Here is a 25,681-nt window from a genome sequence, read left to right as displayed (position 1 = left end):
GCGCAGGGCACTGCAACCATGACAACAGCACCGCCATCTACGCCCCCGAGGGAGCCCCCACGCAGCCTGCGGGGTCCTGTCGGCATCGTGGGGCTCGGCCTGATCGGCGGCTCCATCGGCCTGGATCTGCAGGCCCTGGGGGTGGAGGTACGGGCCCTGGTGCGGCGCCCAGCCACGGCGGAGCGTGCCCGGCAGCGGCAGCTGGCCACAGCGGTGAGCGATGACCCGGCGCTGCTGCAGGACTGTTCCCTGGTGGTGCTGGCCTTGCCCCTCGATGGCCTGCTGGATCCTCCGCCGCAGCTGGTGCAGGCCCTGCCAGCAGCGGCGGTGGTCACCGATGTGGGCTCGGTCAAGGCTCCGGTGCTGGAGCGCTGGTCGGCGCTGCATCCGCGCTTCGTGGCCAGCCACCCCATGGCCGGCACGGAGGCCGCCGGCGTGGAGGCCGGCGTACCGGGGCTGTTTCGCGGTCGGCCCTGGGTGCTGACGCCAGGGGCGGCGACCGACCCGGAGGCGTTGGCCCTGGTGTGGACCCTGGCCGAGCTGGTGGGAGCCCGGCCGATCAGCTGCCCGGCCGAGGCCCACGACCGCGCCGCCGCCCTCATCTCCCATCTGCCGGTGCTGGTGAGTGCGGCCCTGCTGCAGAGCGTCGACGCCGCCGCCGCTGCCCAGGGGGGAGAGCTGCCGGATCTGGTGCGTGCCCTGGCCTCCAGCGGCTTCGCCGACACGAGCCGGGTGGGAGGGGGCAATCCACAGTTGGGCACCCTGATGGCCCGCGGCAACCAGATGGCTCTCCAGGAGGCCCTGGCGGCTTACCGGCTCAGCCTGGAGGCCCTGGAGCACCGCCTGGCCTCGTCCGAGTGGGACGCCCTCGAGGCCGACCTCAGTGCCTGTCAGCGGCTGCGCCCAGAGTTTCTGTGAGTTCAGCTGCTGCGCTCCGCAGCTCCAGCCGGTGGCCCCGCGCCGCCAGCAGCTGGCGGCTGGCCATCAGTGCCGAGAGGCTCACGCCCGCGGTGCCCTCGCCGGGGTAGATCGCATCTCCACACAGCCAGAGGCCCTCGATCGGCGTGCGGCTGGCCAGGCCGAACGGTCCGAAGGTCCCCGGCCGCTGGCCCAGTCCGCCCACGAAGCCGAAGGGACGGCCGGTCCAGCGGGCAAACCCCCGCGGTGTGGCGAGCTCGCGATGCCGCCAGGCGCTGGGATCCAGACCGAGCAGGTGCTCGAGCCCACGCTGGATGGCGGCCATGGCGTTGGCCTTGGCCGTTCTGTAGGCCTGCCGCTCAAGGCTGAACCAGGGGCGGGCGGGGGTGAACACGCTGGCGATCACGGTGGCCTGCCCCTCCGGGGCTCGGCCGTCGCCGGGCTGACTCACCGACACGAACAGGGCGCCGGGGTCGTCCCACGCCAACTGCAGGTGGCAGGGACAGTCGGCGGGCAGGGCCTGGCGATCCACCGCCCCGTAGAGCACCAGGGCCCCGGAGGGATCAGCCAGCTGGTCGAGGCGGCGTTGGTAGGACGCCCCCAGGCTGGGGGTGTCCAGGAGCTGGGGCAGGCCCTGGGGCGGGATCGCCAGCACCAGATCGCGGGCCCTGCGTTCAAAGCTCTGCCCTTCGCGCTGCTGCCCGCAGCGCTGTCCCTGGAGCTGCCAGCAGCCATCCTGCCGCCGCAGCCGCTCCACCCGGTGCCCCAGGCGCAGGCGCCCACCCGCTTGGCCCAGGGCCTGCTCCAGGGCCGTGCTGAGGCTCTGCATCGAGCCCTCCAGATGCCAGAGCCCCAGGGGCTCCTGGGCCATGGCCAGCACCGTGGCCCCGTAGAGGGCGGCGGTGCGATCGGCGGGCTCCTGGGAGTAGAGCCGCAGCTGCAGATCCAGAAAGCGGCGCAGCCGCTGGTCGTTCCCGCAGCCGCACAGGGCCAGCAGATCGGCCACCGTGGCCGCGGCGAACAGACCGCTGGCCAGGTTGGCGGGCCGCAGGGCGCCCAGCAGCTGGCCCAGATCCCAGCCATTGCGGGGCGGCAGCACGGGGTCCCGGGCCGCAAAGCCCCAGTTGGCGCGGTGCAGGGCCGCGCAGAGGCGCCAGAAGGGTTCACTGCCCGCAAACTGGCTCAGCCGCTCCTGCCGCCAGCGCTCGGGGTCGCGCCACAGCCGCACCGGGGCGCTGCCGTCACCCAGGTGCACCACACAGGCTGGATCGAGGGGCCGGGCGGCCGGCAGGTCGATGCCCAGGTGCTGGAAGAGGCGGGCATGGCTGCCGCCGGGCTCCAGGCCCGCCACCTGGGTGGCCCCCACGTCAAACACGTACGGCCCGCGCTTGAAGGTGCCGGCGCAGCCACCGCACTGGTCGTGGGCCTCGAGCAGCTCCACCGTCAGGCCGGCATCGGCCAGCAGCGCCGCGGCCGTGAGTCCGGCGATGCCGGCCCCCACCACCGCCACGTCGAGCACCTCTGCCATGGCGGCATGCTGGCAGGCAGGTCTGCGGCGTCGTGGTGAGTGTCCCCTCCGAGCCCCTGGCGGCCTGGTGCGAAGCCCGGCTGGGCCTGCGCCCCATCGCCCAGAGCCCTGTAGGGGGCGGCTGCATCCATCGGGCCTGGCGGCTGGTGGATGCGGAGGGCACCAGCGTCTTCGCCAAGACCGGCGGCAGCGGCGCCATGGCGCTGCTGGAAGCCGAAGCCGCGGGGCTGGCCGCCCTGGGGGCCTGGCCGCCGGACGGCCTGCGGGTGCCCCAGCCCCTGGCCCTGGAGCTGGTGGGCGACCAGGCCGTGCTGGTGCTGCCCTGGCTGGACCTGGCCTCCGGGAGCACTGGGGGCTGGTCGCAGCTGGGGCAGGGCCTGGCGCAGCTGCATCGGGCCAGCAGGGGAGGGGAGGGCGGCAGGGGCTATGGCTTCGAGACCGACAACTTCATCGGCTCAGCTCCCCAGGCCAATGGCTGGCTCCCCCGTTGGGCCAGCTTCTTTGTGCAGCGTCGGCTGAAGCCCCAGCTGGCCATGGCGGCGGCGCGGGGTGAGGCCTTTGCCAGCGCGGACGCCGTTCTGGAGCGGGCTCAGGAGCGGCTTGCCTCCCATGGGCCGGAAGCGGTGCTCGTGCACGGCGACCTCTGGAGCGGCAATGCCGGGCTGCTCCGCGGCGGCGGTGCGGCCCTGTTCGACCCTGCGGCCTACTGGGGCGACCGGGAAGTGGATCTGGCCATGGCGCAGTTGTTCGGAGGCTTCCCCGCCAGCTTTTTTGCGGCCTATCAAGCCACCTGGCCCCTGCCCAGCGGGGCGCCTGGCCGTGTGGAGCTCTACAACCTCTATCACCTGCTCAACCACGCCAACCTGTTCGGCGGTGGCTATCGCAGCCAGGCCGAAGCGTCGATGCTCAGCCTGCTGGACACCCCCTGAGGGCAGGGGGCTGGCCAGGAGTCCGTCAGGTCAGATACTCGTTGCGGAGTGTCTGCAGCTTGTTGACCACGGCGCTGCGCTTTTCGCTGGTGGTGAGGTTCTTCCAGCCCCACTGGCCCACCACCACCAGGCCGAGCAGCTCCAGCAGGCCGGGCACGAGGGGCAGCAGGTTGACGGTGTCGAGCACGCCCTTGATCAGGATCTGGGCGATGATCACCACGAGCAGAATGCCGCCGGCCTTGCCGATCCGGCCCATCTGGCTCCAGTCGATCTGGCCCAGGGTCTGGTTGATGCTGCCGAGAACCTCCTTGTAGCGCTCCTTGAACGCGGCGGTGTCGATGCCTTCGCCAGCAGAGGCTTCAGGGGTCGGCGTGGGATCAGCATCGGCCATGGGCTCGGTTTCAACCGTGGGGGTAGGGGTGTCGCTCATGGCCTGGGCCGGGCTCCGGATCACAGTGATCCATAAGGTATCGGGGTGACCTCCGACGCGCCAACCGGCCTGGGCGTTGATCCCGGCTTGCTCACCGCCCTGGGCGCCATCCTGCGCTCCGCTGCGCCCGAAGAGGGCTGCTGCCTGTTGCTGGGCACACGCCGGGGCCGCGGCCTTGACCAGCTCTGGCAGCTGCAGCGGCTCTGGCCCTGCCTGAATGTGTGGTCGCCGCCTGGGGAGCGGCAACGCCGTTTCGCCATTGATCCGAGGGAGCAACTGGTGGCCCAGCGCTGGGCGCGGCAGCGGGGCCTGCAGGTGCTGGGCGCTGCCCACAGCCACCCGGAGACTGCCGCAGAGCCCTCCCCCACCGACCTGGCCCTCACCTGCGCGCCAGCCTGATGGTGATTCAGGGACGCCAGGCCGAGGCGCTGGCCTGGTGGCTGGAGGAGGGGAACACCCTGCCCAGGCCGCTGCCGTGGAGAATGGAGCATTGACCTGGTCCGTGGCTGTGTGGCCCGGGCCCCTCGCCGCCGATGCTCCCCCCCGACACCACTGGAGTCCAGCTCAGCCCCGATGAGGTGGTGCGCTTTTCGCGCCACCTGATCCTGCCGGAGGTGGGCATGGAGGGCCAGAAGCGTCTCAAGGCCTCCTCCGTGCTCTGCGTGGGCACCGGTGGCCTGGGCTCGCCCCTGCTGCTCTACCTGGCTGCGGCCGGGGTGGGCCGGATCGGCATCGTCGATTTCGACGTGGTGGACCACTCCAACCTGCAGCGCCAGGTGATCCACGGCACCAGCTGGGTTGGCAAGCCCAAGATCGAGTCGGCCAGGGCCCGCATCCTCGAGATCAACCCGCACTGCCAGGTGGATCTCTACGAGACGGCCCTCAGCAGCGAGAACGCCCTGGCGATCATTGAGCCCTACGACCTGGTCTGCGACGGCACCGACAACTTCCCCACCCGCTACCTGGTGAACGACGCCTGCGTGCTGCTGGGCAAGCCCAATGTCTACGGCTCGATCTTCCGCTTCGAGGGCCAGGCCACGGTGTTCAACCTGGATGCCGAAAGCCCCAACTACCGCGACCTCTTCCCCGAGCCGCCGCCGCCGGGGATGGTGCCCTCCTGCGCCGAAGGCGGGGTGGTGGGTGTGCTGCCCGGCATCATCGGCGTGATCCAGGCCACCGAGGCGGTGAAGATCATCACCGGCCTGGGCACCACCCTCAGCGGCCGCCTGCTGCTGTTCGATGCCCTGGGGATGAAGTTCAGGGAGCTGAAGCTGCGTCCCAACCCCGAGCGCCCGGTGATCGACAAGCTGATCGACTACCAGGAGTTCTGCGGCGTGGGCGGCACGGCTCCGGGCCAGGAGGAGGCCGGCAGTGTGCCCAGCATCACGGTGGCGGAGCTCAAGACCGTGATCGATGGTCAGCTCGAAGACATCCTGCTGCTGGATGTGCGCAATCCCCAGGAGGCGGACATCGCCGTGATTCCCGGGGCCGTGCTGGTGCCCCTTGATCACATTGAGAGTGGCGCGGCGATTGAGCAGGTGCGCCAGCTGGCTGAAGGCAGGAAGCTCTACGTGCACTGCAAGCTGGGCGGCCGCAGTGCCAAGGCCCTGATCGCCCTCGGCCGCCACGGCATCGAGGGGGTGAATGTGAATGGCGGCATCGACGCCTGGAGCCAGGAGGTGGATCCCTCGGTGCAGCGCTACTGAGCCGAGGCGCCGCTGAGCCTTCGGGCTCAGTAATCCACCCCCCGTTTGAGATCCACGCCGCGCTCGGCGTAGTGCTTGTGGCACACCATCTCGGAGTGCACGGTGGCGAGGTCGAAGTAGGCGGGTCGGTTGCGGCAGCGGCCGGTGAGAATCACCTCTGTTTCGGCTGGCTTGCGCAGCAGGGTCTGCACGATCGGCTCCTGGGGCAACAGCTCCAGATCCACGGTGGGGTTGATCTCATCGAGGATCACCGTCTTGTAGAGGCCGCTGGAGATGGCGGCCCTGGCGATCTCCCAGGCCCTCTCGGCCTCCACGTAGTCGATGGGCTGCTGCTGGCCGCGCCACACGATCGCATCGCGGCCCGAGCGCAGGTGATCCACCAGATGGGGATAGCTCTCGCGCAGGGCGGCGATCGCCGCGTCTTCCGTGTATCCCCTGCCGCCCTTGAGCCACTGCAGGATCAGCACCCGGTGGCTCTTGTCCTGGCTGATGCCCCGCCCGATCGCCTGCAGGGCCTTGCCCAGCGCGCTGGTGCTCTTGCCCTTGCCCTCGCCGGTGTAGATCTCGATGCCGTCGAGGCCGGCGGCGGCGGTGGCGGCGTCACCATGGCGGCGATGGGCCCGCATCTCGGAATGCAGATCAGCCAGCTGCACCAGCTGGGGCGGGGCGCCGCGGCCAGTGCAGATCACCTCCATGCCATCGGGCTTTGCCGCCAGGCTGCGGCAGATCTCCTCCCGATCCAGCAGGCCCAGGTCGAGCACGGGGTTGAGCTCGTCGAGCACCACCACGGAGTAGAGGTTGCTGGCGATGGCGCCCTTGGCGATGTCCCAGCCCCGCTGTGCTTCCTGCCGGTCGAAGCGGGTGGCCTGCTCGGCGCTGAAGAAGTCGCCCCGGCCGGTGCGCACCTGGTCGATCAGATGGGGAAAGCCCTGTTGCAGGGCCTCGATGGCGGCATCCTCGTCGTAGGCCCGGCCCGGGCCCTTGAGGAAGCGCAGCAGCAGCACCCGGGTGCGCTTCTGCTCGCAGATGCCCAGGCCGATGGTGCGCAGCACCACCCCCAGGGCGGCCTGGCTCTTGCCTTTGCCATCGCCGTCATAGACGTGCAGCTGGCCATGGGTGCGTTCATCGCGGCCTGAGGCGGTGCGGATGCCGATCCCCGAGGCACTGGCTCGGCCTGATCCACCGCCAGGGCTGCCCTGGCCCAGGCGTGACGGCTCGGTGGTGCTCGGACTCATCGCTGCCGTGCTGCGCGCCCGATGCTACCCACCACAACCGGCCTGTTTGGCGGCCAGCCGTCGGCCGCAGCTGCCAGGATCGAACCCCGGCCGCCGGCCCCTGCTCTTGCTGCCTTGACGTTCACCCTCCTGGAGCGCCTGCCCCCCAGCCTCGAGGAAGGTCTGGAGGCGTTGCGGCAGGCCATGGCAGCCCTGCCCCAGGTGGTGGTGGCCTACTCCGGCGGGGTGGACAGCGCCCTGGTGGCCTGCCTCGCGGTGGAGCAATGCGGCAGCGCGGCACTGGCGATCACCGGCGTGTCGCCGGCCCTCGCTCCCCACCTGCGCCAGGAAGCCGCCGCCCAGGCCCGCTGGCTGGGCATCGCCCACCGGGAGATTGCCACCGCCGAACTGGCCGACCCGGCCTACAGCTCGAACCCGGTTGAGCGCTGCTACGCCTGCAAGCGCGAATTGCACCGGCTGCTGGCGCCGGTGGCCGCGGCGGCCGGCGATGCGGCGGTGCTCGACGGCGTCAACCACGACGATCTCGGCGACCACCGCCCCGGCATCCGCGCTGCGCGGGAGCACGGGGTGCGCTCACCTCTGGCCGAAGTCGGCATCGACAAGGCCGGGGTGCGTCAGATCTCCAGGGCCCTGGGTCTGCCCTGGTGGGACAAGCCTGCCCAGCCCTGCCTGGCCTCCCGCTTCCCCTATGGCGAGGCGATCACGGCGGCCCGGCTGCACCAGGTGGCGGCCGCCGAGGCCTGGTTGATGGAACGGGGTTGGCCCCGGCTGCGGGTGCGCTGCCAGGGGGAGACGGCCCGCATCGAATTGCCGGAGTCGGAACTCACGGCTGCCCTGGAGCAGTGGCGGGATGGTTCCCGCCGCCGGCAGCTGGTGGAGGCGTTTCTGGCCCTCGGCTTCACCGCTGTGGCGGTGGATCTGGAGGGCCTGGTGAGCGGCAAGCTCAATCGCGGCCTCGCACCGCTCAGGCCGCCTCAGCCGGCAGACGGCTGCTGACCTGGATGGCGCCGGGGGTTTCTCGCCGGAAGCTGGTGAGCTTGTGCTCGGCGGCGGCGAGTTCCTCGGCGAGCACGGCGCAGGCCCGCTCCGGCATGGTGTGGTCGCCGCAGGTGAACACATCCACGGCGGCGTAGCCGGATTCCGGCCAGGTGTGGATGGAGATGTGCGATTCGGCCAGAAGGGCCAGTCCGGTGACGCCCTGGGGTTCGAAGCGGTGGGTGATCAGGTTCAGAAGGGTGGCACCAGCCCGTTTCGCTGCGGCGGTGATGGTGTCCCTGAGAAAGGCTTCGTCGTCGAGCCGGGCGTGATCGCACCCATAGAGCTCGAGAATGCAGTGTTTTCCGACGGTGTCGGTGATCGGAGCAGGCTGGCTGGAGGCTTGGGCGGCGGCGTGTGCTGCGGCTTGGGCTGCGTTCCATCCGGGGTGGGGATGGAGGCAAGGCAGGGTCTGGATCATCGAATCTGATCAAGGTGGAAGGCAACCTTACGTGACGCCGACTGTCCAGCGAGAGCAAGGCTTCTCGGACCTGGGCTCAGCTCGCCTCGACCACGGCGCCGCCCTGCAGCTGCACGATCTGGCTCTGCCGCTGCCAGCCAGCACCAAAGGCCCCCAGGTGGGTGGCGCTCACCAGACACTGGTGCCCCTCGCCCACGGCCTCGAGCAGCCACTGCTGGCGGTTGGGATCCAGTTCGGCCAGCACGTCGTCGAGCAGGAGCAGGGGTGGTTCGCCGACCACGCTGTGGACCAGCTCCAGCTCGGCCAGCTTGAGAGCCAGCACCAGCGTGCGCTGCTGCCCCGCCGATCCATAGCGCCGCGCTGGCTGGCCAGCCAGCCCAAAGGCGACTTCATCGCGGTGGGGCCCGACCCCGCACTGGCCCAGCCGCAACTCCTCGCTGCGCTGGGCGACCAGCTGGGCCGCCAGGGCGGCGCGCCAGGGCTCCTCCGCCTCCTCGCCTTCCAGCTTGGTGCCGCTGCGGTAGCTGATCGTGAGGGCATCGCGACCGCCGCTGAGGCGCTGTTGCCAACGGCTGGCCAGGGGTTCCAGCCGACGCAGGGCCCGGTGCCGCCGGCGGTGCAGGCGCGTGCCCACCAGGGCCATCTGCTGGTCGAAGGCGTCCAGCAGCGCCGCCTGTTCGTGGCCGCCCAGGCCCCGCCGCAGCAGCTGGCTGCGTTGCCGCATCAGGCGGCCATAGCGGCTGAGCAGCTCGGCATAGAGGGGCTCCAGCTGCAGCACCACCCGGTCGAGCCATTGGCGCCTTCCGGCAGGCTCTCCCCGCACGAGCTCCAGGTCGAGGGCGCTGAAGCTGACGCAGCGCAGTGAGCCGAGCAGGTCGTGCTGCCGCTCCAGAGCCTTGCCGTTGCGGCGTGCCTGCCGCCCGCCGCTGCGGCGCAGGTCGAGCTGCAGCAGATCGCCGCTGGTGGTGAGGCCCTGGATACGGGCCCCGCTGCATCCCTGCTGGATCAGGTCCCGGTCGGAGCCGGTGCGGTGGGAGCGCAGCGAGCCGAGTAGCTCCACCGCCTCCAGCAGGTTCGACTTGCCCTCGCCATTGGGACCGAGCACCAGCAGGCGAGGGGCCTCCAGGCCCAGGTCCAGCCGAGCGATGTTGCGGAACTGCAGCAGCTCGAGGCGATCCAGCCTGATGGGTCTGGTGGCGGCCAGCGGCTAAGCTAAGGCCGCTGCGGAGACGGCCATCACCATGGCCAGCCAAGCGGCCAGCCACCCTCTCACGGGCGCAGCTTGGGCATGTAGCTCAGTTGGATAGAGCGTCAGATTCCGGTTCTGAATGTCGGGGGTTCGAGTCCCTCCATGCTCGTTGCGCTCAGCCGCTGTCTGTTTCCCTTCGGCCCTGGTCGGAGGGTTTTTTTCTGCTCTGCGGGCCTCAGAGCTGCAGGCCCATGGCGCGGATGCCGCCTGGATCCACGATGAAGCCCAGGCCTTGCAACGCCTTGATGGCCTCAGGTGGCGCCGACAGCGACACGCTGCAGCCTGAGAGCTCCCGCCGCAGCCGGCCCAGGGAGGCCTGCACCAGCGCCCGCAGCACCCTGTCCCGCTCGGGATCGGCAGGGGCGCAGCACAGGTCCCAGAGGTTGGCATTGAGGGCCAGGTCACTGGTGACCCGCACGAAGCCCACCAGGCTGCCGCTCGGGTCGGTGACACCCAGGTGCCACAGGCTCCGTTCCAGCACCCGCTGCCAGCGCTCGGCCGACCGCGCCGCCTCACCCGAGGCCACCAGCAGACTGTTGAGCAGCTCAGCGGCTGGCCACGGATTGGCCACCAGGGCATAGCCCTCCCCCAACCGGGGGGGAGGGGTCTGGGGACGGAAGGGGATCAACAGGGAGCCCAGGGGGAACGCGTGCAGGGGGGTCAGCCGGTGTTGCGCATGCCGGCGGCGATGCCGTTGATGGTGAGCAGGGCGCCGCGCAGCAGTTCACTGCGGCTGTAGGTGCGGCCGTCGGAACCGCTGCCGGTAGCTTCGCGCATCGGAGGTTGCCGGTTCTGGTCGCGCAGCCGCCGCAGCAGGGCCACCTGCAGGAAACCGAGGGGCACGATCGTGCGGTTGCGCAGGTCCACCGAGAGCTGCAGGGCGGGATCGCCATCGAGGAGGCGCTGGTGACCGGTGATGGCCAGCACCAGGTCGCGGGTGAGGTCGAACTCGGCGGCGATGGTCTGGAAGATCTGCTCGAAGGCCTCCCGCCGCTCGGGTCGTCCCAGGGCCTGCACGTAGTGATGGGCCAGGTCGATGTCGACCTTCGAGAGGGTCATCTCCACCTTGGAGATCAACATCCGAAAGAAGGGCCAGCGCTGGTAGAGCAGGCGCAGCAGCTCGATCTGCTCCGGGTCCTGATCGAGCTCCTCGCGCAGGGCAGCCCCCACCCCGAACCAACTGGGGAGCAGGAAGCGGCTCTGGGTCCAGCCGAACACCCAGGGAATGGCCCGCAGGCTCGAGAGGTCTTTGGCGCCGCTCTTGCGCCGCGCCGGCCGGCTCGAAATCTGCAGCTTGCTGATCTCCTCGATGGGGGTGCACTGCTGGAAGAAGGCCACCAGATCGGGGTTGTCATGGACCAGGGCCCGGTAGAAGTCGCGGGAGCGGGCGGCCAGGCGGCCCATCAGCTCATTCCAGCTCGGCGTGTTGTCCACCGGCGTGCTCACCAGGCTGTTCTGCAGCACCGCAGTGGTGAGGGTTTCGAGGTTGTAGAGGGCCAGCTCCGGCAGGGAGTATTTGGAGGCGAGCACCTCGCCCTGCTCGGTGATCTTGATGCGGCCGCTGAGGGTGCCACTGGGCTGGGCCAGCACCGCCTGGTAGGCCGGCCCGCCGCCCCGGCTCACGGAGCCGCCACGGCCGTGGAAGATGCGCAGCGCCACATCGTGCTGGGTGGCGAGCTGCTGCAGGGCGATCTGGGCCTTGTGGATCTCCCAGTTGCTGGAGAGGAAGCCGGAATCCTTGTTGCTGTCGGAGTAGCCGAGCATCACCTCCTGCAGGGGTTGGCTCCCCTCGCTGGAGCTGAGCAGCCGGCGGTAGAAGGGCTGGCTGAACAGCTGGCCCATCACGGCCGGGGCGCGCTGCAGGTCTTCCACCGTCTCGAACAGGGGCACCACCAGCAGGCTGGTGGTCTGGGCCACCGGGTCCACCAGCCCGGCCTCCTTGGCCAGCACCAGCACCTCCAGCAGGTCGGACACCGTGTGACTCATGGAGATCACGTAGGTGCCGCAGATGCGGCAGCCGAACTCCTGTTGCAGCCGCTGCAGCATCCGCAGCACGGCGAAGGTCTCGGTGGTGGCGGCGCTCCAGCTGGCCGCGGGGGGGAACAGGGGGCGGCGGGTCTGCAGCTCAGCCAGCAGCCAGGCCACCCGCTGCTCCTCCTCCATCTCGCCGTAGGGCGTGGGCAGCTGCAGGTAGCGGCTGAGCTCGTCGAGGGCGTCGCTGTGGCGCGTGCTCTCCTGGCGCACGTCCAGGCTGGCCAGGCAAAAGGCGAAAATCTGCACCTGGCTGATCAGGTGCTGCAGCGATTCGCAGCTCAGGCCGGTGCCCTCCAGGCTCTGCAGCACCAGCTCCAGATCGGTGCGGAAGTCGTCCACCGAGGCGTAGTGGAGGTCCTGCAGGCCCGGCCCCACGGCCAGGTTGCCGCCGATGCCGGGCACGGCGGGCAGGCCGTCGCAGGGTGATTCCCAGCCGGTGTCCGCCAGCAGCTGGTTGCGCTCCTGGGTGAGGTGCAGCCGCTCCAGCACATAGCTGAGCTTGAGGCGGTAGGGCTCGAGCCGGTAGCGGGCGGCGCGCTCCTCATAGATGTCGGGAAAGCGCAGCCGGTCCATCTCCAGCGACTCCAGCAGCGCCGGGCTCACCTGGCTCCACTGCATCGAGATGCTGAGCTGATCGCGCAGTTCCCCCACCGCTTTCACGTAGCGCTCCAGCATCAGCTGGCGCTGAAAACAGGCGGTGCGCCAGGTGATGTCGGGGGTCACCGAGGGGTTGCCGTCGCGGTCGGATCCCACCCAGGAGCCGAAGGTGCAGAAGGAGTCCCGAGGGGGCTCCACATCGGGGTAGCTGTCGGTCAGAGCGCCCGCGATCCGCACCCGCAGCAACGGCATCGCCTCGAACAGCACCTCCTGGAAGAAATGGAGGGCGTAGTCGACTTCATCCAGCACCGTGGGCTTGAACTGGTGCAGCTCATCGGTGCGCCACCACAGGCGGATTTCCTCCTCCAGCTGCAAGCGCAGGCTCTGGCGCTCAACCCGGTTGAGGTCGCTCTCCTGCTGGAGCTTCTGGATCAGGGTGGCCACCCGCCGTTGCTTGTGCCGCACCGTGTGGCGCACGATCTCGGTGGGGTGGGCCGTGAACACCAGCCGCAGATCCAGGTTGCGCAGCAGGTTTTCGATCTGGGCCGGCGGCACGTTGAGGTTGCGCAGGCGCTCGAACAGCTGGCGGAAGGTGGCGGGCTCGGTCTGGCTGGCCAGGGGCGGCAGGAAGGGATCGCTGGAGAGCGTTTCCGGCAGGGATTTGAGGCTGTCGAGGTAGGTGTCTTCCTCGATGTGCTGCTCGAGGATGTTGACGAGCTGGAAATAAAGGGAGAAGGCCCGGGCGGCGGCAATGGCCTCGGCCAGATCCATCTCCCGGATCAGTCGCACGATGGCCGTGCTGGTGTCCATGCCGGCGGCGTCGCCTTCGGCCGTGGTGGAGCCGTCGTCCTCCAGGGGATCACTCAGCCGCTTCAGTCGCAGCAGGCGTTCGGCGTGGTGGGGCGGACACTCGCTGCGCAGCACGGTCTGCCAGAGGTCTTCGACGAGCTCAAGCCGCTCACCCAGCAGGCGGGTCGCCCGGGGCGAGGGTTCGGCGACAGGGGGCACCAACTGCCGCATGAAGGCTGGAGTGTCGTGACGTGTGCTCGTGATCATCCCAAACGACCCAGGGCAGGGTCTGTGCCCATCGTGGCGGCCAGGTGCTGCTCCTGCACCGCCATGGCGCTGATCTCTCCGCTCAGAATCGCACGGATCGACGTGCCGCTCTGCTGACGCTGCAGCCAGTCCATGGCTTGATTGCCGTGGCGCAGCAGCCCGGCGAGCGGGGTGAGCCGAGCGTCCAGCCCCAGCTCCCGGGCCAGGGGCGCCAGCTCTTCCAGGATCTGCCGGATCCAGGCCCGGGCTTCAATCGGGCTGCCGTCGCGCCAGTGGCGCAGGGGGGCGTCAAGGCTGGAGCGGGCTGCGGCCTGGTCGTTGGCATCGGCGAGCAGGGCCAGCTCCTCGGGATCGAGGCTGCTGGCACGGAATGGGTCGCAGGTCTGGGGATCCCGTTGCACCTGCCATAGCCGCAGCTCCGCCAGGGCCGTGATCGCCAGCAGCACCTCTGGGTCGCTCACCAGATCGCAGATGCGGATCTCGAGGCGATTGAGGTCGTAGGGGCGATCGTCGCCATTGGGCCGCACGGAGGTCCACAGATGCCGCACGTTCTGCATCGTGCCGGCCTGGAGCTGCTGCTCCATCCAGGCGATGTAGTGCTCGTGGTCGCGGAATAGGGGCACCCGCTCCGGCGTGAGGGGGAACTGCAGCCAGCGCTGGGAATGGGCGCCGGTGGCGGCACCGTCGAGGAAGGGGGAGCTGGCGCTGAGGGCGAGCAGCAGGGCGGCCTCACAGCGCAGCAGCCTCAGGCCGGCAAACAGCGGCTGCATGGCCGTGAGGCCCAGGTTGATGTGCACACTGGCGGTCACCACCCTGGTGCCGTAGGTGCGCTCGATGTAGTGGTGGTAGGGGTTGTCGGGGTCGGAGCGCTCGAAGCGCCGGCTGTTCCCCAGGCTCAGGGTGCTGCCTGGCAGGAGCGTCAGCCCGCGCTGCTGCAGCCAGCGGCGCAGGCGCAGCCGCGGTTCCAGCAGCAGGGCCAGCTGCCGGTCGTAGTCGGCCTCCGGGGCGGTGACGTATTCGAGATTGCGGCGGTCGGGCTCGGTGACAAACCCCTCCAGGGCCGCGGCCACCTCAGACGAACAGCCCACCACCGTGCCGTCTGGCCTGCCGGTGTAGAGCTCCACCTCGAAGCCCTTGAGCATCAGCGCTGGCGTCATGGCTGGGGCGGCGGGGTGGCTCACGCCAGGCAGGCCAGGGCCTTGAGCATGCCCCGGGCCTTGTTGAGGGTTTCCTGGAATTCCGCCTCGGGCCTGGAGTCGGCCACCAGGCCGGCGCCGGCCTGCACCTGCACCCGCCAGCTGCCGTTCTGGCCCGGCTGCACCACCATTGTGCGGATGGTGATGGCGGTGTTGAGGGCTCCCCCGAGGTCCACGGCGCCGTACACCCCTGAGTAGGGACCCCTGGCATCGGGTTCAAGGGCATGGATCAGCTGCATGGCCCGGATCTTGGGAGCGCCGCTGACCGTACCTGCCGGGAAGGCCGCCATCAGCAGATCCCAGACGCTGTGCCCGTCGCCCAGCCATCCTTCCACCTGGCTGACGATGTGCATCACATGGGAGTAGCGCTCGATCACCATCAGATCAGTCACGGAAACGCTGCCGGGGCGGCAGACGCGGCCGAGGTCATTGCGGCCCAGATCCACCAGCATCACGTGCTCGGCCCGCTCCTTGGGATCGGCCAGCAGCTCGGCCTCCAGGGCCTGGTCGCCCGCTTCATCGGTGCCCCGGGGCCGCGTGCCGGCGATCGGGCGCAGGGAGGCCCGGATCCCTCCGCCCTCCACCGGATCGGCCTTCACCATCACCTCGGGGCTGGAGCCGATCAGATACCAGCCACCGAAGTTGAAGAAGGCCATGTAGGGCGATGGATTCACCATCCGCAGGCTGCGGTAGAGCTCAAAGGGATCCCGCTCGATCGTGGTTTCGAGCCGCTGGCTCAACACCAGCTGAAACACATCCCCTGCGGCGATGTGCTCCCGGGAGCGCACCACGGCCGCCTCGAAATCGGCCTGGCTGCGGTTGCTGCGGGTGGGCAGATCGGTGCCGCTGCGTTCATGCCACTGCAGTGGCACCACCCCGGCGGGCAGGGGCTCCTGCATCTGCTGCTCCAGAGCCGTGATCCGCGCTGTGGCGGCGGCGTGGGCCTCAACCGGATCGCCGCCCCGGCTCAGGTCGGCGTAGGCCACCGCCGTGATCTGGCGCTTCACCTGGTCGAACACGAGCAGGCTGTCGGCGAGCATCCAGCAACCATCCGGAGGCCCCTCGGGATCGGCGGGGTGCACGGGCACGCTGGGTTCGATCCACTGGATCAGCTCGTAACCCCAGAAGCCGAACAGATGGCCCGCCGGCGGCAGGCCTGGCACCGGGGCGCTGCTCAGGGGACGCAGACAGTCCTGCAGCAGCTCAAACGGGTTGCCGCTCAGCTGCTCGGTGCGGCCGTCCCGCCATTGGCGCTGACTGCTGGCTCCGCGGCTGGTGAGGGTCCAGAGCGGCTCACTCACCACGAAGCTCCAGCGGCCGATCCGCTCTCCCCCCTCGACCGACTCCAGCAGCACCCCGTGGCTGCTGCCGGCACCCACCTTCAGCCAGGTGGTCAGAGGCGTCTCCAGGTCTGCCGGCCAGCGCTTCCAGATGGGGATGAAGCTGAGCCCGGCAGCCACCTGGGCCAGAAAGGTGGGGTCCAGGCGATCGGAGGGGGTCATCGAGGAACCGGCAGGCAAAAAAAACGGGGCGCCGGGCCCCGCCTTTCTAAGTGTTCAAGACCAACGGCCAGACCCTGGCCGAGACGCTCAGCTCAGGCGTCGAAGGTGTTCTTGCCGGTGAACTTGAGGTTGGCGGGATTGGTGTTGGCGCCGATGGAGCGGGGGTTGTGACCCACCATCTGACGGCCCTCGTTCACCTTCTCGGGGAACACGCCATCCTTGGGATGCAGATACTCGGTGTCTCCGCCGGGGAAGATCCGGTAGATCTTGTAGTCCTCGATGCGGGGCTTGAACTTGGTGCGCAGCTGGGTGCCCAGGGCCAGGCACTGCTCCTTGCGGGCGAAATACATGACGTTTTCGCCCTCATTCATCTCGGCAGCGCCGCCGGTGGGCAGCTCAAAGACCTGGGCCTTGGAACTGGTCCAGGTGATGGCGTACTTCTCTTCAGTTTCGGCGGAGTTGAGCAGCCCGCCGGTGCTGCCGATGTACTTGGGGAGTTGACCGCTCAGTGCCGTTGCTGTCATGACGCGTTCAGGTGTCGGCAGACTGTTTCAGGCGGAAACTAGCACCGTGGTTTTGGCCCTCCGGCCGGCGCTGCGCCAGTCTTCACACCCGTCAACAAAACCCTGCCCAACCGGTGGTGCCATCCGCTCAGGCGGCCGGCACGTACACCGGAAAGAACACGGTGAGCCCACTGCCGCTGCGCTCGGTGAGCCGCCCCCCCAGCCGCTCGAACAGTTGCTGGGTGGCCTGGCGACTGAGCTGCAGGCTGCCGGTGCTCGGATCCCAGCTCAGCACCGGCCCCACCAGCTCCCGTCCCCGGGGGGACGGTTCGCCGGGAACCGGCACTGGCCCGGTGCTGCTCAGCTGCAGTTTCAACCGTGCCCCGGCCGGCTGCAGGACCAGGCGTACCCGGGTGCCGGCCGGCAGGCTGCGGCTGAAACGGTCAATCAGGCCGCCCAGCATGGTTTCCAGCCGCGCCGGATCGCTGAGCACCTGGGGCAGGTCAGGGGTGATCTGGAGGTCCAGCGTCAGCTGACGCCGCGCCAGCTGGCGCTGCCAGAGCCCTTCGAGCTGGCCCAGCAGCTCGCTGAGGTCGGTGCGGGCCAGGGGCAGATCGGCTTGGGCCTGCCCCTGGCCGAGGGGGCGCTGCAGCTCAGCCGCCAGAAAGATCAGGCCGAAGCGGTCGATCTGCTCACTGCACTCGCCATCGATGTGCTCCAGGCGCTGGCGCACCACGGCTGGCAGGTCGCTGCGGCGCAGCAGGGAGCGGATCAGGGTGCGAATGGTGGCCAGGGGGGTGCGCACCTCGTGGGTGAGGGCTTCGAGCAGGGCCAGCTCGCTGATCTGGGCGGCAGAGCTGGCTGTGGCCTGGGCCTGGGAGGGCTTGCCGCCGGCGGCCGCGGCCAGGGGCTGCAGGGTCAGGCTGGGGGCGATCCTGGCCAGACGGTTGGCCAGCAGGGGCCAGAAACGCAGCCCCAGGGAGGGTTCGCTGTGCAGTGGGCCCATTTGCTGCACGGCTGTCCGCAGCTCCAGGGCGGCGGCAGGATCGCTCTGCTCCAGCCGCTGATGCATCAGCGAGAGGGCCTCCGAGAGCACCTCAGGGTCGAAACGCACCACCAGCCGGCGGCCCTCGGCCGGCCCATCCAGACACAGGGCCACCTGGAGTTGCGGTGTCACGATCACCAGCAGAGGGTCGTCGCCGTCGCCTTCCTCCAGCAGCAGCCGGTGGTAGCCGCTGCCCGGCACGGCACCGCGGCTCTGGCCCGTGGCGGACTGCAGCAACCGGGGCGGAGCGGGGGGCAGCAGGGTGCCGATCGCTGCCGGACTCCACACCCACCCCTGGAGCCGTTGCAGCAGGGCGGGCTCATAGAGGGCCGGGAGGGGTGCGGCCAGCCACAGCCCGGACACCTCCCCCAGGGGCAGCAGAAAATCCTCCTGCAGGGTGGCCAGGGCCGCCCACCACTGGCGCCGGGCGGCGTCGTCAGTGCTGGTGCCGGGAGGGACCCCCGCGGTGAGGCAGTGCCGCAGCTTGAGCAGGCTCACCAAGGTTGGGTTCTCCTTAGCGGCGGCTCGGCGAGCTTCGGCCCCGCCGCGCCACCGACGCGCACAGCCCGAGGGCCATGAAGTTCATCAGCATGGCCGAACGGCCATAGCTGAGGAAGGGCAGGGGAATGCCCGTGATGGGCCCGAGGCCGATCGTCATGTTGATGTTCACCACCACCTGGAACATCAGCATGGCGCCAATGCCCACCACCACCAGCGATTCGACATCGCTGCGGGCCCGGCCGGCGATCTGCAGCAGGCGCCACATCAGCAGCACAAAGCCGAGCACCACCAGCACCGACCCCAGGAAACCGGTTTCCTCGCCCAGGGCGCTGAAGATGAAATCGGTGTGCTGCTCGGGGATGAAGCGCAGCTTGGTGAGGGCCCCCTGCATCAGACCGGTGCCCCAGAGCTGGCCGCTGCCGATGCCCACCGTGCTCTGCAGCAGGTGGTAGCCGCCGCCGAGGGGATCCTGGCCGGGGTCGAGGAAGAGGGTGAGGCGATCCCGCTGGTGCGGCCGCAGCCCGTGGGCCCACAGCCAGGGGGTGAGCACGGCGAAAGCGCTCTGCACCGCCACGGCCACGGTCAACATCACCCGCTTCCAGGGCAGGCTGGTCCAGGCGAGCCAGCCCATCAGCGGAATCCAGCCCAGCAACAGCCAGGGCAGGGTGCCGGCGGCAATCGCGCTCACCAGGGGCGAGAGCAGCAGCACCAGCCAGGCGGCGGGCATGCCGGCCCAGAACAGCATCACCAGCAGCACGGCGCCGAACACCAGGGAGGTGCCCAGGTCGGGCTGCACGAACACCAGCAGCCAGGGCAGCCCGATCAGGCCCACCGGGCGCAGCAGGTCCACGGGCCGCTCCACCGGGTGGCGGGCCAGCACCTCGGCCAGCAGCAGGATCGCCCCGAGCTTGGCGAACTCTGAGGGCTGCACGTAAAAGCCGCCGATGTTGATCCAGCTCTGGGCTCCCAGGGCGCTCACTCCCACCAGCCGCACGGCCACCAGGCTGGCCACCATCGCCCCGTAGATCGGCCACTTCAACGCCACCAGCCGCTCCACGGGGATGCGAGCCAGCAGCAGCGCCACCCCCAGCCCCACCACGCCGGTGACCCAGTGCTGATACCAGTCGGCGTAGTTCGCCTGGCGCTGGGTGCTGGCGATCAGCACGCCGGCCAGCAGCACCATCGCCATCGGAATGCCCCAGAGCAGCCAGTCCAGATCGGCCAGGGGCCGCCTTCTGGCTGAATCGCCTCCTGAAAACAGGCCGCGACTGCGGCGGTTGAGGCTGAGCATCCCCAGCGATCAGAGGGGAACGGCCGCCAGGGCCGTCACTCGCTCGGCCAGGGCTGTGAAGCCGCGAGCCGTGGCGGAGTGGGGTGCCGTGAGCACCACGGGACGACCGCCATCGCCCGCTTCCCGTACCGGCATCTCCAGCGGCAGTTCTGCCAGCAGGGGAACTCCGGTTTCCTTGGCCAGCCTGGCGCCGCCACCACTGCCGAAGATCGGATAGAGCTTCTCGGGTGCATCGGGGGGGATGAAGCCACTCATGTTCTCCACCACGCCCAGCACGGGAATGCCCATCTGCTGGAACATCGCCAGGCCGCGGCGGGCATCGGCCAGCGACACCTCCTGGGGCGTGGTGACCACGATCACACCGGCCATCGGCACCGCCTGGGCGAGGGTGAGCTGGGCGTCGCCGGTGCCTGGCGGCAGATCCACCACCACCACATCCCGTTCACCCCAATCCACTTGATAGAGGAACTGGCGGATGATGCCGTTGAGCATCGGACCCCGCCAGATCACCGGCTGGTTGGCATCGATCAGCAGACCCATCGACACCATGGCGATGCCACAGCTCTGCATCGGCCGCAGCACCTGAGCCGCCCCCTCACCACTCACTTCCGGGGTGCGGCCGGCCACTCCCAGCATGGTGGGCGCGTTGGGGCCGTAGATGTCGGCATCGAGCAAGCCCACCCGCAGGCCCTGCTGGGCCAGGGCGCAGGCGAGGTTCACCGCCACGGTGCTCTTGCCCACGCCGCCCTTGCCGCTGCTCACGGCGATCACCTGTCCGACCCCGGGGATCTCCTGGCGCTGGGGAGGCTGGCCGGGGGCGCCACTTGGGCCGTGGCCAGCGGCGCCGATCGGTGCACCGGAGGGGGCCGCGGCAGCGCCTGCCGCCTCGGGCTGGGCGAGTTCGATCTGAACGTCGCGCACGCCCTCGAGGTTGAGCAGGGCCTCGCGGGCCTCGCTGGCAATGCGGTCGCGCTGGCTCTGGGCAAAGCTGGGCAACGCCAGACGGATCACCGCCCGTTCACCCTGCAGGCGTGGGTCCTGAACCCAGCCCAGTTCGAGCATGGGCCGGCCACTGCCGGCATCGGTGAGGCGGCTGAGGGCGGCACGAGCCTGCTCGACAGTGGCCATCCGATCCGCATGCACAGGGCGTTGATCCTAGAAGGCACCTGTCGAGGCCAAGGGTCTTGCGCCGTGACAGTGCCTCTCGAAGGCTTGATGGGCGGGCCTGCGGCCTGAAAGGGTGAAGGGGTTTCAGGCCCCAGGGGCACGGTGTGATGGAGAAGGCCAAGGTGATGCCCAGCCCCGACGGCGGAGACGCCGCCACCCCGGTGCTGGAGTCGCCTCCCGCTGACTCCCGCCAGCGCGCCCGCACCCTGCTGCGGGGTCTGCAGGACTCGATCTGCGCCGGTCTGGAGCAGCTCGATGGCGAGGGTCGCTTCGCTGAGGAGAGCTGGGAGCGGCCCGAGGGCGGCGGGGGGCGCTCCCGGGTGATGAAGGAGGGCCGCGTCTTCGAGCAGGGCGGCGTGAATTTCTCCGAGGTGCAGGGCTCTGAACTGCCACCCTCGATCCTGAGTCAACGCCCCGAGGCGAAGGGCCACCCCTGGTTCGCCACGGGCACCTCGATGGTGCTGCACCCCCGCAACCCCTACATCCCCACGGTTCACCTCAACTACCGCTACTTCGAGGCGGGCCCGGTGTGGTGGTTCGGCGGTGGGGCCGACCTCACGCCCTACTACCCCTTCCTTGAGGATGCCCGCCATTTCCACCGCACTCTCAAGGAGGCCTGCGACGGCGTCAACCCTGCTTATTACCAGGTGTTCAAGCCCTGGTGCGACGAGTACTTCCACCTGAAGCACCGCCAGGAAAGCCGCGGCATCGGCGGCATCTTCTATGACTACCAGGACCCCGGCGGCGTGCTCTACAAGGGCCAGAATCCCGATGGGGCCGCCGCTGCGGCCAGCCTGCGCCAGGGGGCGATCAGCCAGAGCTGGGAGCAGCTCTTCGCCCTGGCCACGGCCTGCGGCCAGGCCTTCCTGCCCAGTTACGTGCCGATCGTGGAGCGCAGGCAGGCCACTGACTACGGCGATCGGGAACGGCAGTTCCAGCTCTATCGCCGCGGCCGCTACGTGGAGTTCAACCTCGTCTTCGACCGGGGCACGATCTTCGGTCTGCAGACCAATGGCCGCACCGAGTCGATCCTGATGTCCCTGCCCCCCCTGGTGCGCTGGGAGTACGGCTACAGCGCCGAGCCCGGCAGCCGCGAGGCCCTGCTCACCGAGGTGTTCACCCGCCCCCAGAACTGGCTGGACGACCCAGCCCTGGAGCAGCGCTGCGCCCCGCATCAGGCGCTGGGCTGAGGACAGCGGCCCCCTGCCCTAGGCGTGAGCTGGCCTCAGGTGCGTGCCGTTTCACGGACGCGCTCGCCGCTCCGGCGCCACGCCCACGGGCAGCTCACCGATGGGGCTCGGGGTCTGTAGGTTCAGCCCACGCTCAAGCGCCTCCACCACCCGTAGGGCAATGGCCGTGAGGGTGGCGTCGCGGCGGCCGGGGTCGCGCAGGGCCGCCTCCAGCACCCCCTCCAGTTTGCCGATCTCCAGGATGGCGATGCCACGGCGGGGGGCGCCCAGGCCGTTGCGGTAGAGCAGCGGGTAGGAACCGAAGGCCAGGGCCAGGCTCTCGTCGAGGCGGCTCGGGTGGCGGTGCAGCGGTGGAATCAGGCCCGAGCCCACCCCGTCGGGGCCGTAGGCGTCGTAGTGGATTTCCAGGGCGTAGCCGCCGGCTGCGGCATGCGCTTTGCCCACACTCCAGTTGGTGCGTGGGTCGTCGGCGTCGGCAATCGTGCGCGCCGGCGGGTCGTAGAAGCGCAGGTTCAGGCCCCGCTGCCGGCCCAGGGCCACCACGGCCCGCGCCGTCAGCAGGTTCCAGTGCAACTCATCCCTGAGGCCCGGCTGCATCGGCCTGGCGCCGCGGAGCGCCACCGCCTCGCCGGGCGTGCCGGCGCCGGCGATGCCCTGGGAGTCGGCATGGCCGGCCAGCACCAGGATCTCGGTCTCAGCGCCCAGGGGGCGCAGGCCCACCCAGTCGCGGTCGGGGCCCAGCCGGCTACGCGGGCCGGTGAGGGGGTCGGGGGCGTAGGCCTGGGGGGCCCGCGCCGTGGCGCCGGGGGCCAGCAGCATCGTGGCGAGCGCCAGCAGCAGCAGCGGGCGGGCGGTGGCGGAGAAGGCCATGGCGATCAAGGTGACAGGCGCACAGCAGGGCGGTTCAGATCGGCGAGCTCAGCAGGTTGCCATCACTGAACAGGCCCAGCTTGGGGCCCAGCTCCAGTTCCAGGGCGATCAGCTCATCGCGATGGGCCCGCAGGCGCAGGGCACTGCCGGTGGCCTGGTCATGGCTGATCAGCCGCAGTTCCACGGTTTCAGGCCGCTCGGCGCGGCGCCGATACACCACCCCGGCCAGGGGGCCGACCAGAACGAGCAGCAGCGGCCACCACAGCAGGCCCGGCTGCACCTGGCGGATCACCAGGCCCAGGGCGCCTGCCCCCACGCCGCCCAGCAGCGACAGCAGCAGCGCCAGCGGAACGCTGGAGCGCACCTGGCCGCGAAAGCGCAGGGAGCGCTGTTCGGGGTCGCTGGCTTCCGCCATCCAGCCCCGCTGCAGCAGCCAGGCGCTGAGGCTGTCGAGCACCTCCAGGGGCGGCTTGGAGGAGCGCACCTCCACGGTGGTGGTGCGGTCTTTGCTGGCGGCGCGCAGGAAGAAGACCAGCCCTACCGCCATCAACAGGGTGAGCACCAGGGTGGAGCCAGAGGAGAGCATGGTCTGCCGAAATCCCGATCCATTCTGCTGGCGCGGGCCCGGGGCCGGGAAGTCCCGCTGTGCCCGTCCAACATGGGGCCTGATCCCCAGCCGCTTGCCTGCCCCTCCATGACCGCAGCTCCTACCAGCAACCTCCCCGCCCCGGCGCGCTTCGCCGTCTTCGACGGTGATCTCGATGCCACCTGGGCGGAGCTCTACGCCGGCGCCCGTGCCCTGGCGGTGGACACCGAGGCCATGGGCCTGATCCACGGCCGCGACAGGCTCTGCCTGGTGCAGATCTGCGACGACGACGACAATGTGTGCTGCATCCGGCTGCCCCGGGGTCAGAACTCGGCGCCACGGCTACAGGCTCTGATGGAGAGCAGCGCCACCGAGAAGGTGTTCCACTTCGCCCGCTTCGATGTGGCGGCCCTGGCGGAGAACCTCGGCATCGCCGTGGCGCCGATCTTCTGCACCAAGATCGCCAGCCGCCTGGCCCGCACCTACAGCCCCCGGCATGGGCTCAAGGATGTGGTGCAGGAGCTGGTGGGGGTGGAGCTCGACAAGCGGGCCCAGAGCTCCGACTGGGGCCAGGTGGAGGACCTCAGCGAGGCCCAGCTGGCCTACGCCGCCGGCGATGTGCGCTACCTGCTGGCCGCCCGCGACCGGCTGGAGCTGATGCTGCGGCGTGAGGAGCGCTGGGCCCTGGCCGAGCGCTGCTTCCAGTGCCTGCCGGTGTTCTCCGACCTGGATCGTCAGCGGTTCCACCTGCTGTTCGAGCATTCCAGCGGAGGCCAGCGCTGAGCGACTGGGCCCCGGGGGCGTTCAGTCTTCGAGCATGAAGTGTTCGTCGCGGCCTACCGCCTCCAGCAGGGAGGAGAGCCGGGCGTGGTTGTCGGCGCTGCTGGCGGTGGCCTCGCTGAGCAGCTCTTCGGCCAGGGCCTGCTTGCCGGCGGTGTCGCGGATGGCCCCGGCGGCGGCCTTCATCTCCACCCGGCGCCGGGCGGCCCCCAGGCTCACGCCCATGGCGCTGGCCAGCCTGGCGCAGGCCGCGTTGTAGGCCCGATCAGGGATGCCTGCCATGGAGTTGCCCGCCGTGGGTGGGTGATCCCCCAGTATCCCAGTCCCTCCTCCGCTGCCCCTGGGCGGATTCCCTCTGCCTCAGCAGCGGGGCGTCAGGATCAGGCCAGGAGTCGCTGCTCCAGCAGCACGGCCAGCCGCTGGCTCCCCCCGGCCGTTCCCATGCGCCGTCGCCCGATCCGGCCCAGGGTCTGCCGCAGGGCCGGGCTGGCCAGGAGCGTTCTGAGCCGCTCCGCCAGCTCCCGGGGGGTGTGGCAAGGCTGAACGGCGCCGCCCAGCAGCCGGCTCTGGCGCCGTGCGAAGCCCGCCTTGAACTGGGGACCCGGGCCCGGCAGGGACAACACCGGCACCCCAAGCCCGGCGAGCTGCTCGGTGGCGGTGCCGGCCGTGGCCAGGCCCACCTCGGCCCAGCCGGCCCACTGCTGAAAGCGCTCTGGACCCAGCAGCACCTGCAGCTCACCCCTGTGCCAGGTGGCAATGGCGCCACAGGCCTCCAGCTCCGGTGTCAGCACGCCCTCCTGCAGGCCATGACGGCGCAGCAGCTGATCCCATTCATGCGGATCGGGCCTGGCCGCACTCGCCAGCAGCAGCGTCGTGGGGCAGGCGGGCTCCCAGGCCTCCAGCACCCCCAGCAGCCTGGCGGCATTGCGCCGTGATTCCGGCTCCCGGCTGCCCGGCAGCAGCAGCAGACGCTGGCGCCGGCTCAACCAGGCCGGCGGCGATGGCTGCGGCTCCAGTCCATCCAGCATCGGGTTGCCCGGTGCCAGGGCGGCAATCCCATGCCGCCGCAGGCCCCGGGCCGTGAAGCGGTCGCGCACGGCCACGATCCGGCAGCGCCGATGGCCCATCAGGGCCCATTCCCAGGGATCCCATTCGCTTCCCTTGCAGGCGTGGTAGCGGTCGGCCAGGGGGCTGGCGCCCCAGCCGGCGGGGGGCGCCGAGGCCCAGGTGAAATCACTCTTCGGGGTGCCGATGAAGCCGTAGGCAGCGCCACTGGCCCAGGCCAGCAGCAGGGGCAGCAGATCCCCCACCGCCAGCAGCGGCGCACCGCTGCGGCCCCAGGCCCGCACCCAGCGCCACTGGTGCCAGCTGAGCTGGGCCAGCCCGGCGAGCAGGTCCTGGCCCAGGCCCCCCAGGCTCTGGTTGGAGAAGCCGCCGCTGGGCAGGGGGCTGTGGGGCCCCACCAGCTGCAGCTGGCCCGTTGCGGCCGCCGCGGCGAAGGCCTGCCCCTCGCCCACCAGGGGCAGCACCAGCACGGCACGCTCGGGGCGACGCTGCCGCAGGGCCTGCACCACCCGCAGGGCGATCAGATCCTCTCCATGGCCGTTGCTCAGAACCAGAAGCGGGAGGGGCATGCCATAGCTGATACGATCCGCTCACGGGAGTTTGCTCCCCGGTCGGCGGCATGGCCAAGTGGTAAGGCAGAGGATTGCAAATCCTTTACCCCCAGTTCGAATCTGGGTGCCGCCTCTTCCTGAATTGCCGGGCGGCAGGCCCTAAGAGTTTGCTGAAAAACCCGTCCATCTCTGCGAGAATGGGCCAGCGGCCCAGCCCAGATGCGAGGTCAAAGGGAGCGCAGCGGCTCCCTGTTCTCGTACGTGTCGATTGAGGATCGGATCCCGGCCGGCCATCC

Annotated in this window: 24 protein-coding genes and 2 tRNA genes; 9 read left to right on the top strand and 17 right to left on the bottom strand. The window is 70.0% G+C overall.

Features of this window, described 5'->3' with window-relative positions:
- Positions 1-18: 18 nt before the first annotated feature.
- Positions 19-918: a prephenate/arogenate dehydrogenase gene (locus IQ220_RS04130; RefSeq protein WP_186697272.1), complete on the top strand. Its 900-nt coding sequence runs from the start codon at positions 19-21 to the stop codon at positions 916-918.
- Here IQ220_RS04130 and crtD read toward each other — a convergent pair.
- Positions 881-2,446 carry a C-3',4' desaturase CrtD gene (crtD, locus tag IQ220_RS04125; protein ID WP_193913234.1) on the bottom strand — a complete coding sequence of 522 codons (1,566 nt, stop codon included), beginning with the start codon at positions 2,444-2,446 and terminating at the stop codon, positions 881-883. The two genes, IQ220_RS04130 and crtD, sit on opposite strands and share 38 nt — an antisense overlap.
- A gap of 35 nt (positions 2,447-2,481) precedes the next feature.
- On the opposite strand from crtD, the gene IQ220_RS04120 reads away from it, so the two are divergent.
- Positions 2,482-3,375 (top strand): fructosamine kinase family protein, encoded by an 894-nt coding sequence (locus IQ220_RS04120; protein WP_193913232.1) that lies wholly within the window; start codon positions 2,482-2,484, stop codon positions 3,373-3,375.
- 25 nt (positions 3,376-3,400) lie between these two features.
- Here IQ220_RS04120 and IQ220_RS04115 read toward each other — a convergent pair whose 3' ends face one another.
- Complete coding sequence (locus IQ220_RS04115) at positions 3,401-3,805, bottom strand: CAAD domain-containing protein (RefSeq protein WP_193815330.1); 405 nt, start codon at positions 3,803-3,805, stop codon at positions 3,401-3,403.
- 45 nt (positions 3,806-3,850) lie between these two features.
- Here IQ220_RS04115 and IQ220_RS04110 point away from each other — a divergent pair, with 45 nt between their 5' ends.
- Together IQ220_RS04110 and moeB are read left to right on the top strand one after the other, a co-directional pair.
- The gene (locus IQ220_RS04110) at positions 3,851-4,204 is read left to right on the top strand and encodes a M67 family metallopeptidase (protein ID WP_370566319.1); all 354 of its coding nucleotides are present in this window, start codon (positions 3,851-3,853) and stop codon (positions 4,202-4,204) included.
- Positions 4,205-4,338: 134 nt separating this feature from the next.
- On the top strand, positions 4,339-5,511 hold the full coding sequence (gene moeB / locus IQ220_RS04105; protein ID WP_193913230.1) for a molybdopterin-synthase adenylyltransferase MoeB: 1,173 nt from the start codon (positions 4,339-4,341) through the stop codon (positions 5,509-5,511).
- Between the two features lie 26 nt (positions 5,512-5,537).
- Here the strand turns inward: moeB and IQ220_RS04100 are convergent, their stop codons facing one another.
- Positions 5,538-6,746 (bottom strand): cob(I)yrinic acid a,c-diamide adenosyltransferase, encoded by a 1,209-nt coding sequence (locus IQ220_RS04100; RefSeq protein WP_225875670.1) that lies wholly within the window; start codon positions 6,744-6,746, stop codon positions 5,538-5,540.
- Between the two features lie 114 nt (positions 6,747-6,860).
- Between IQ220_RS04100 and larE the strand changes: the two genes are divergently transcribed.
- Positions 6,861-7,742: an ATP-dependent sacrificial sulfur transferase LarE gene (larE, locus tag IQ220_RS04095; RefSeq protein ID WP_228008853.1), complete on the top strand. Its 882-nt coding sequence runs from the start codon at positions 6,861-6,863 to the stop codon at positions 7,740-7,742.
- On the opposite strand, the gene speD is transcribed toward larE, so the two are convergent.
- Positions 7,711-8,202 (bottom strand): adenosylmethionine decarboxylase, encoded by a 492-nt coding sequence (speD, locus tag IQ220_RS04090; RefSeq protein WP_193913226.1) that lies wholly within the window; start codon positions 8,200-8,202, stop codon positions 7,711-7,713. The genes larE and speD overlap by 32 nt on opposite strands.
- A 76-nt stretch (positions 8,203-8,278) precedes the next feature.
- Positions 8,279-9,388 (bottom strand): DNA replication/repair protein RecF, encoded by a 1,110-nt coding sequence (gene recF / locus IQ220_RS04085; RefSeq protein WP_193913631.1) that lies wholly within the window; start codon positions 9,386-9,388, stop codon positions 8,279-8,281.
- Positions 9,389-9,486: 98 nt separating this feature from the next.
- Between recF and IQ220_RS04080 the strand changes: the two genes are divergently transcribed.
- A tRNA-Arg gene (locus tag IQ220_RS04080) sits at positions 9,487-9,560 on the top strand.
- Positions 9,561-9,626: 66 nt separating this feature from the next.
- Here IQ220_RS04080 and IQ220_RS04075 read toward each other — a convergent pair.
- The 8 genes from IQ220_RS04075 to IQ220_RS04040 form a co-directional block, all read right to left on the bottom strand.
- The gene (locus IQ220_RS04075; protein WP_186697264.1) at positions 9,627-10,079 is read right to left on the bottom strand and encodes an N-acetyltransferase; all 453 of its coding nucleotides are present in this window, start codon (positions 10,077-10,079) and stop codon (positions 9,627-9,629) included.
- Positions 10,080-10,111: 32 nt separating this feature from the next.
- A complete protein-coding gene (gene ppc, locus IQ220_RS04070) occupies positions 10,112-13,102 on the bottom strand; it encodes a phosphoenolpyruvate carboxylase (RefSeq protein ID WP_228008896.1) in 2,991 nt (996 codons plus the stop codon).
- A 32-nt stretch (positions 13,103-13,134) separates the two neighbouring features.
- Positions 13,135-14,295: a glutamate--cysteine ligase gene (gene gshA / locus IQ220_RS04065; RefSeq protein WP_193913222.1), complete on the bottom strand. Its 1,161-nt coding sequence runs from the start codon at positions 14,293-14,295 to the stop codon at positions 13,135-13,137.
- Between the two features lie 20 nt (positions 14,296-14,315).
- Positions 14,316-15,836, bottom strand: coding sequence for an anthranilate synthase component I family protein (locus tag IQ220_RS04060; RefSeq protein ID WP_193913220.1), 1,521 nt, complete (start codon positions 15,834-15,836; stop codon positions 14,316-14,318).
- A gap of 92 nt (positions 15,837-15,928) precedes the next feature.
- A complete protein-coding gene (locus tag IQ220_RS04055) occupies positions 15,929-16,360 on the bottom strand; it encodes a photosystem I reaction center subunit II PsaD (RefSeq protein ID WP_186697261.1) in 432 nt (143 codons plus the stop codon).
- Positions 16,361-16,487: 127 nt separating this feature from the next.
- A complete protein-coding gene (locus IQ220_RS04050; protein WP_193913218.1) occupies positions 16,488-17,885 on the bottom strand; it encodes a sensor histidine kinase KdpD in 1,398 nt (465 codons plus the stop codon).
- 13 nt (positions 17,886-17,898) lie between these two features.
- A complete protein-coding gene (gene rodA, locus IQ220_RS04045; RefSeq protein ID WP_186697259.1) occupies positions 17,899-19,176 on the bottom strand; it encodes a rod shape-determining protein RodA in 1,278 nt (425 codons plus the stop codon).
- 9 nt (positions 19,177-19,185) lie between these two features.
- Entirely contained in the window at positions 19,186-20,304 is a 1,119-nt protein-coding gene (locus tag IQ220_RS04040) for an Mrp/NBP35 family ATP-binding protein (protein WP_193814921.1), read from the bottom strand.
- A gap of 146 nt (positions 20,305-20,450) precedes the next feature.
- Between IQ220_RS04040 and hemF the strand changes: the two genes are divergently transcribed.
- Positions 20,451-21,533, top strand: a complete 1,083-nt coding sequence (gene hemF / locus IQ220_RS04035) for an oxygen-dependent coproporphyrinogen oxidase (protein WP_193913216.1) — start codon at positions 20,451-20,453, stop codon at positions 21,531-21,533.
- A gap of 51 nt (positions 21,534-21,584) precedes the next feature.
- On the opposite strand, the gene IQ220_RS04030 is transcribed toward hemF, so the two are convergent.
- Together IQ220_RS04030 and IQ220_RS04025 are read right to left on the bottom strand one after the other, a co-directional pair.
- A complete protein-coding gene (locus IQ220_RS04030; RefSeq protein ID WP_193913215.1) occupies positions 21,585-22,403 on the bottom strand; it encodes a dehydrogenase in 819 nt (272 codons plus the stop codon).
- 34 nt (positions 22,404-22,437) lie between these two features.
- A complete protein-coding gene (locus tag IQ220_RS04025; protein WP_186697255.1) occupies positions 22,438-22,989 on the bottom strand; it encodes a cofactor assembly of complex C subunit B in 552 nt (183 codons plus the stop codon).
- 108 nt (positions 22,990-23,097) lie between these two features.
- Here IQ220_RS04025 and IQ220_RS04020 point away from each other — a divergent pair, with 108 nt between their 5' ends.
- Entirely contained in the window at positions 23,098-23,772 is a 675-nt protein-coding gene (locus IQ220_RS04020) for a ribonuclease D (protein ID WP_193913213.1), read from the top strand.
- Positions 23,773-23,793: 21 nt separating this feature from the next.
- Here the strand turns inward: IQ220_RS04020 and IQ220_RS04015 are convergent, their stop codons facing one another.
- Both IQ220_RS04015 and IQ220_RS04010 read right to left on the bottom strand, forming a co-directional pair.
- The gene (locus tag IQ220_RS04015; RefSeq protein WP_186697253.1) at positions 23,794-24,051 is read right to left on the bottom strand and encodes a hypothetical protein; all 258 of its coding nucleotides are present in this window, start codon (positions 24,049-24,051) and stop codon (positions 23,794-23,796) included.
- Between the two features lie 98 nt (positions 24,052-24,149).
- Positions 24,150-25,403 carry a lipid-A-disaccharide synthase-related protein gene (locus IQ220_RS04010; RefSeq protein WP_193913211.1) on the bottom strand — a complete coding sequence of 418 codons (1,254 nt, stop codon included), beginning with the start codon at positions 25,401-25,403 and terminating at the stop codon, positions 24,150-24,152.
- 44 nt (positions 25,404-25,447) lie between these two features.
- Between IQ220_RS04010 and IQ220_RS04005 the strand changes: the two genes are divergently transcribed.
- Positions 25,448-25,518: transfer RNA gene (locus IQ220_RS04005), tRNA-Cys, on the top strand.
- The last annotated feature ends 163 nt before the right edge of the window (positions 25,519-25,681 follow it).

The organism is Cyanobium sp. LEGE 06113, from assembly GCF_015207615.1.
The sequence above is the reverse complement of the archived record's forward strand: the minus strand, read 5'-3'. Positions and strand labels throughout refer to the sequence as shown.

What these genes read in the sequence shown, in the direction of transcription:
- IQ220_RS04060 (WP_193913220.1), bottom strand. Translation starts at nt 15,836, where the DNA reads ATGACCCCCTCCGATCGCCTGGACCCCACCTTTCTGGCCCAGGTGGCT.
- IQ220_RS04130 (WP_186697272.1), top strand. Translation starts at nt 19, where the DNA reads ATGACAACAGCACCGCCATCTACGCCCCCGAGGGAGCCCCCACGCAGC.
- IQ220_RS04010 (WP_193913211.1), bottom strand. Translation starts at nt 25,403, where the DNA reads ATGCCCCTCCCGCTTCTGGTTCTGAGCAACGGCCATGGAGAGGATCTG.
- IQ220_RS04025 (WP_186697255.1), bottom strand. Translation starts at nt 22,989, where the DNA reads ATGCTCTCCTCTGGCTCCACCCTGGTGCTCACCCTGTTGATGGCGGTA.
- IQ220_RS04030 (WP_193913215.1), bottom strand. Translation starts at nt 22,403, where the DNA reads ATGGCCTTCTCCGCCACCGCCCGCCCGCTGCTGCTGCTGGCGCTCGCC.
- crtD (WP_193913234.1), bottom strand. Translation starts at nt 2,446, where the DNA reads ATGGCAGAGGTGCTCGACGTGGCGGTGGTGGGGGCCGGCATCGCCGGA.
- IQ220_RS04040 (WP_193814921.1), bottom strand. Translation starts at nt 20,304, where the DNA reads ATGGCCACTGTCGAGCAGGCTCGTGCCGCCCTCAGCCGCCTCACCGAT.
- speD (WP_193913226.1), bottom strand. Translation starts at nt 8,202, where the DNA reads ATGATCCAGACCCTGCCTTGCCTCCATCCCCACCCCGGATGGAACGCA.
- IQ220_RS04020 (WP_193913213.1), top strand. Translation starts at nt 23,098, where the DNA reads ATGACCGCAGCTCCTACCAGCAACCTCCCCGCCCCGGCGCGCTTCGCC.
- IQ220_RS04100 (WP_225875670.1), bottom strand. Translation starts at nt 6,746, where the DNA reads ATGAGTCCGAGCACCACCGAGCCGTCACGCCTGGGCCAGGGCAGCCCT.
- hemF (WP_193913216.1), top strand. Translation starts at nt 20,451, where the DNA reads ATGGAGAAGGCCAAGGTGATGCCCAGCCCCGACGGCGGAGACGCCGCC.
- ppc (WP_228008896.1), bottom strand. Translation starts at nt 13,102, where the DNA reads ATGCGGCAGTTGGTGCCCCCTGTCGCCGAACCCTCGCCCCGGGCGACC.
- gshA (WP_193913222.1), bottom strand. Translation starts at nt 14,295, where the DNA reads ATGACGCCAGCGCTGATGCTCAAGGGCTTCGAGGTGGAGCTCTACACC.
- IQ220_RS04015 (WP_186697253.1), bottom strand. Translation starts at nt 24,051, where the DNA reads ATGGCAGGCATCCCTGATCGGGCCTACAACGCGGCCTGCGCCAGGCTG.
- moeB (WP_193913230.1), top strand. Translation starts at nt 4,339, where the DNA reads ATGCTCCCCCCCGACACCACTGGAGTCCAGCTCAGCCCCGATGAGGTG.
- IQ220_RS04115 (WP_193815330.1), bottom strand. Translation starts at nt 3,805, where the DNA reads ATGAGCGACACCCCTACCCCCACGGTTGAAACCGAGCCCATGGCCGAT.
- rodA (WP_186697259.1), bottom strand. Translation starts at nt 19,176, where the DNA reads ATGCTCAGCCTCAACCGCCGCAGTCGCGGCCTGTTTTCAGGAGGCGAT.
- IQ220_RS04055 (WP_186697261.1), bottom strand. Translation starts at nt 16,360, where the DNA reads ATGACAGCAACGGCACTGAGCGGTCAACTCCCCAAGTACATCGGCAGC.